The following is a 2,895-nucleotide window of genomic DNA, read 5'->3' as shown; positions in this document are numbered from 1 at the left end:
GGGTCGCGGGTTCGAATCCCGTTTCCCGCTCCATTTTTTTAACTTATGCGCCCGTAGCTCAATTGGATAGAGCGTCTGACTACGGATCAGAAGGCTAGGGGTTCGACTCCTCTCGGGCGCGCCATGATGCGGGTGTAGTTTAGTGGTAAAACCTCAGCCTTCCAAGCTGATGTCGTGGGTTCGATTCCCATCACCCGCTCCAATTGGATTATCCTGGTTGGGGCCTGTAGCTCAGTTGGTAAGAGCGCACGCCTGATAAGCGTGAGGTCGGTGGTTCGAGTCCACTCAGGCCCACCATTCATACTTTGAATGGACTATAATCCACCGTAGCTCAGTGGTAGAGCAATCGGCTGTTAACCGATGGGTCGTAGGTTCGAATCCTACCGGTGGAGCCATTACAAGGCCCGTTGGTCAAGTGGTTAAGACACCGCCCTTTCACGGCGGTAACACGGGTTCGAATCCCGTACGGGTCACCAAATTTTGAGCCATTAGCTCAGTTGGCAGAGCATCTGACTTTTAATCAGAGGGTCGGAGGTTCGAATCCTCCATGGCTCACCATATTTTTATTTTCCAACCGCCTTTGGGCGGTTTTTTTGTTGTATCAGAATGTAGAATGACACGGGCGACTTCGCTCGTCTATCGTACGGACGTGACAAGCTCTCCAGTTTTGAGGGTGTTTGATTGCGCTTGCTGCTTTCATGAAGGACGGTGCTGCCGTCCGAAAGCGAAAAGCTGTGCTGCTGGTCCGGTCTTTTCTCCGCTTCTGCCTTTCCAGCATCACTGGGAACATAGAGTGCATGTTTATTGACTAGTATAAATTTTCTATTTTATGGATATGCAAGCATGAATAGAGAATACAGCATAGAAATCTCTTGGATGCCCTGTCATTGTAGGATTTTCTTACATTGTAAACGCTTAAATAGTGTGAAAAATGTGTCCGGATAACAGATTGTACTCAAATAAAGTACATAAATCGTGCATAAATCTTGAGCAGACGGCTTGTTTGAAAATGCTTTCACGTGTTTTAATATAAAACATTAACCGAATTGGTTAAATTTTTTTGAAACGGAGTGTGAATGATTTATGGCATTACGTCAAGATAACGACCTGTACCACACGTTGGTAAACAATAAATGGGTTGGCAGTGAAAGCGGAGAGACCGTAAAGATTTACTCTCCGGATGATCATGAACTGGCCGGCAGTGTCCCTGCATTAAGTCAGGAAGAAGTGGACCGGGCGATTCGACAGACAGCCGACGTGCAGGAAAACTGGGAGGCTGCTGAAGGGCATGAACGATCCGAGCTTCTTCACCGATGGGCGGAAGAGCTTGAAAAAATGACAGATGAAATTGGTTATATGATCCATAGAGAAGTGGGCAAGACGCTTTCTTCAGGAAAGAGCGAAGTGAAACGGACAGCGCAGCTGATCCGGCATACAGCAGAGGAAGGACTGCGCACCCACGGCAGCTTCATTCAAGGGGATGCGTTTCCTGGTGCCTCTAAATCGACAAAAGCGATGGTGCAGAAAGTGCCTCACGGGGTCGTTCTTGCCATTTCACCTTATAACTACCCAGTGAATCTCGCGGCATCCAAAATTGCACCTGCACTGATTACGGGGAACACGGTTGTCTTTAAACCGGCTACTCAAGGGGCAGTCAGTGGATTGATGATGGTGGAAGCACTGGTGAATGCGGGTCTTCCTGAAGGGGTTCTTAACGTGGTCACCGGCCGCGGTTCTGTCATTGGCGATTTTGTTGTGACTCATCCGAAAGTAGATATGATCACATTCACTGGTGGAACGGACACCGGCCAGCATATTGCAAAGAAAGCATCCATGATTCCAGTCGTTCTCGAGCTCGGTGGGAAAGACCCGGCTATCGTTCTTGATGATGCGGATCTTGACAAAACTGCAAAAGAGATCGTCAGCGGCGCTCTCAGCTACTCGGGGCAGCGCTGTACAGCAATCAAGCGGGTGATGGTAGTAGACAGTGTGGCTGATGAACTGGTAGCGAAGCTGAAAGAGAAAGTAGCAGCGCTGAAGGTCGGCCGTTCGAGCGAAGATGCGGATATTACGCCGATGATCGATCAGAAGTCCGCTGATTACGTCACCTCTCTTATCGACGATGCAAAGAGTAAGGGAGCTGTCGTTGTACATGAAGGTCAGCAGGAGAAAAACCTGCTTGGCCCAACTGTACTTGATTCTGTCACCGAAGACATGCGCGTGGCATGGGAAGAGCAGTTTGGACCGGTTCTGCCAATCATGCGCATCTCGAATGAATTTGAAGCAGTGGACTTGGAAAAGCGGAATGCTTATGGACTTCAGGCAAGCATTTTTACGAAGAACCTCGAAAACGCTTTTGCTCTTTCCGACAAACTAAATGTCGGTACAGTCCAAGTAAATGGCAAAACGTCCCGTGGACCCGACCACTTCCCATTCCTGGGAGTCAAGAACTCAGGTCAGGGGGTTCAGGGGATCGGCCGCAGTATCGATTCCATGCTGCGTGATAAAGTTCTCGTACTCAATCTGTAATGAAACAATGAATGATACCTCGCAGAAAACAGGCGGGAGCGCATGTTCGTTGACAGCATAATGCTCTCGCTTCTGCATAATAGAGACACGCCGGATGCACTGCACCGGCGTGTTTTTTTCTTTGCAGGAAAGATGTTATAGCAGGAAGACGACGGCTTTGCCGGCTTCGCGGGAAGCAGGAAGCCCGCATGCTTCCCTCAATGAACCTGCGGCATACGCCGCTCTAAAAAGGCGCTCCGCACTGTGGTTTGTATGGACATGCTTGGATGTTCTCCTGACTTTAGCAGTTTCAAACGGCAAAAATCTCCTCAAACCCTTGGTAGACAAGCGATTGAGGAGATCATTTTATTTTTTCGGTTGTATATA

At 48.9% G+C, this 2,895-nt stretch carries 1 protein-coding gene and 6 tRNA genes; all 7 read left to right on the top strand.

Annotated elements, in window-relative coordinates; genetic code table 11:
* Positions 1 to 47 precede the first annotated feature (47 nt).
* The 7 genes from G477_RS0114820 to G477_RS0114790 all read left to right on the top strand — a co-directional run bounded on the left by G477_RS0114820 (position 48) and on the right by G477_RS0114790 (position 2,529).
* Positions 48 to 124 (top strand) — tRNA-Arg (locus tag G477_RS0114820).
* Between the two features lie 4 nt (positions 125 to 128).
* Positions 129 to 202 (top strand) — tRNA-Gly (locus tag G477_RS0114815).
* A gap of 18 nt (positions 203 to 220) precedes the next feature.
* Positions 221 to 297, top strand: a tRNA-Ile gene (locus tag G477_RS0114810).
* Between the two features lie 23 nt (positions 298 to 320).
* Positions 321 to 395 (top strand) — tRNA-Asn (locus G477_RS0114805).
* Positions 396 to 401: 6 nt separating this feature from the next.
* Positions 402 to 476 (top strand) — tRNA-Glu (locus tag G477_RS0114800).
* A 6-nt stretch (positions 477 to 482) separates the two neighbouring features.
* Positions 483 to 558, top strand: a tRNA-Lys gene (locus G477_RS0114795).
* A 525-nt stretch (positions 559 to 1,083) separates the two neighbouring features.
* Positions 1,084 to 2,529 carry an NADP-dependent glyceraldehyde-3-phosphate dehydrogenase gene (locus G477_RS0114790; protein ID WP_026698588.1) on the top strand — a complete coding sequence of 482 codons (1,446 nt, stop codon included), beginning with the start codon at positions 1,084 to 1,086 and terminating at the stop codon, positions 2,527 to 2,529.
* Positions 2,530 to 2,895 lie beyond the last annotated feature (366 nt).

The sequence above is a fragment of the Alkalicoccus chagannorensis DSM 18086 genome (assembly GCF_000429725.1).
Lineage (GTDB): Bacteria > Bacillota > Bacilli > Bacillales > Salisediminibacteriaceae > Alkalicoccus > Alkalicoccus chagannorensis.
Note: the sequence above shows the minus strand (reverse complement) of the source record. Positions and strands in the feature narration are given on the sequence as shown.